Here is a 1270-nt window from a genome sequence, read left to right on the forward strand (position 1 = left end):
ACCATGGCCAGCCGCTCGGCGCTCGAGCCGTAGATCTGGCTGGCGTCCCACCAGTGGGTCTCGGCATTGGTGTAGGCGGGGGGGCGCCCGGCGTCGCCGTCGCCGGCGGGCGAGAGCGTGGTGGCGGGCACCTGCATCGGGCCGTCCCAGTCGTCGCCCTCGGGGAGCGGGATGTCGTGCAGCCGGTTCTTGTCGTTCGACCCGTGCGACAGCCAGTCGTGCACCATGAACTGGATCCACGCCGCCGCCAGTACGTTGAGATGCGGCACCGGGGTAAAGTCGCCGCGCGCCAGAAGCCGGTTCGACACCAGACGGGGAGAGGGGGTCAGCAGCGCCTCGCCGGTCTCGCCGAACGCCGCCTCGGGCTTCACGTTGCGACCGAAGCGCGTGCCGGCCATGCCCATCCAGGGCGCGCCGAGGTCGTTGTAGCTGCCATCGGCGGTGCGGAAGTTCACCGGGTCGTCGACGGGCTCGGGCGTGGGCGGGTTGGTCTCGAGGTCGATGAGGTTGCCCTGCCGCAGGTTCTCGCGGTGGCCGAGAATGATCATGATCGCGGGCACGAAGGGGAATTTGAACCAGACACGGCGGGATTCCGTCGCGCGGGCGAGCGTTCCGAGCAATGACATGTCGCTTCCGATCAATATGGGCGCGAAAAATACCACACCGTAACACGTTCTGGGTGAGTCTCCAAAGCTCGCCGTCACCCGAACCGTTGACGCGGTCGCGCGGGCCGGCGGCGGTCCGGCGATGCCCGGGTCAAGTTGGGCCCAAGCCGGGGTCGAGACAGGGGGAAACGCCTTGCCAGCGTGGCGGCGCTTGCCTATCACGGCGGCTTTCTCGAACAGGGCGGTCCGGCATGATCACGCTAGCGATAGACTTCGGCACATCGAACTCGGCGGTGGCTCTGCCGCACGGCGCCAGCGTCTACCGCGTGCCGCTGGAGCGGGGCAACGACACGCTGCCGACGGCGGTGTTCTTCCCCGAGGGCAGCAACCGGATGCGCATCGGAGCCTCGGCCGGCGAGGCGCTGATCTCGGGCGAGGAGGGGCGCTACATGCGCGCCCTCAAGAGCGTCCTCGGCCTGCCGCTCCTGCACGAAAAGCGGCTGATCGGCGGCAGGCGCCAGACCCTTGCGGACATCATCGCGGCCTTTCTTGCCGAGCTGCGCGTGCGCTCCGAGGCGGCGTCCGGGCTGACCCTGCGCCGCGCGCTCTCCGGGCGGCCGGTGCATTTCCACACCGCCGATCCGGAGAAGGACGCGCAGGCCGAG

General features: G+C 69.4%; 1 protein-coding gene and 1 pseudogene. One reads left to right on the forward strand and one right to left on the reverse strand.

Annotated elements, in window-relative coordinates; genetic code table 11:
• Positions 1 to 626, reverse strand: a 626-nt coding sequence (locus HC022_RS26785) for a peroxidase family protein (protein ID WP_303049113.1), incomplete at its 3' end; no start/stop codon positions are given.
• Positions 627 to 856: 230 nt separating this feature from the next.
• On the opposite strand from HC022_RS26785, the pseudogene HC022_RS26790 reads away from it, so the two are divergent.
• Positions 857 to 1270 (forward strand): annotated as a pseudogene (locus tag HC022_RS26790) (Hsp70 family protein); the annotation flags it as partial.

It is taken from the genome of Salipiger sp. HF18 (assembly GCF_011806505.1).
GTDB lineage: Bacteria > Pseudomonadota > Alphaproteobacteria > Rhodobacterales > Rhodobacteraceae > Salipiger > Salipiger thiooxidans.